At 51.7% G+C, this 606-nt stretch carries 2 protein-coding genes; both read right to left on the bottom strand.

Features of this window, described 5'->3' with window-relative positions; all coding sequences use genetic code 11:
• Positions 1 to 425 (bottom strand): M20/M25/M40 family metallo-hydrolase (locus NE664_12710; GenBank protein MCQ4727497.1); only part of this gene is annotated, 425 nt, incomplete at its 3' end.
• A 9-nt stretch (positions 426 to 434) separates the two neighbouring features.
• Positions 435 to 606: carbohydrate ABC transporter permease (locus NE664_12715; GenBank protein MCQ4727498.1), on the bottom strand; the 172-nt coding region annotated here is incomplete at its 5' end.

Genomic DNA, 606 nt, shown 5'->3' on the forward strand with positions numbered 1-606 from the left:
CGGAAACATGGCTTTATGCTATGCTCCTTCAGATATCTGAGGCAGTAAAGGACCGCGATTACCGCCCCCTTATTATCTGAAACACCTCTTCCGATCAGAAAATCGCCCTTCCTTGTACACTCCCACGGCGGATAGATCCAGCCCTCACCGGCGGGCACGACGTCAAGATGCCCCCATACCTGTACCTCGTTTTCCCCAGCCCCGTAAAGTATCTTTACACAGCAGTCCTCACAATTCTCCGCATGAAGTCCATACTGTGCCGCAATTTCCATCATGCAGTGCGCCGCTTTCACCGTATCATCTGACCGTTCCTGTTCCGGCCGCGAGACACTGGGGATTCTTACCAGCTTCCTGATATCCCGGACCAGTTCCTCCTCATGTGCATCAATCCATTGTCTCAGTTCTGCTTCTCTCTCCCGGTTCATACACTTCACCTATCCCTTAATGCCGGAGGAAGCAATTCCCTCCACCAGATACCGCTGAAGCAGGATAAAAATAAGCATCAGCGGCAAAATCGACAGGACTGACATGGAGAACATGGCACCGTAGTCTGAAGTGGAAGCCGGATCACAAAACAGCTTCAACGCCAGGCTGATGGGGTATAAT

This window comes from Anaerotignum faecicola, from assembly GCA_024460105.1.
Lineage (GTDB): Bacteria > Bacillota > Clostridia > Lachnospirales > Anaerotignaceae > JANFXS01.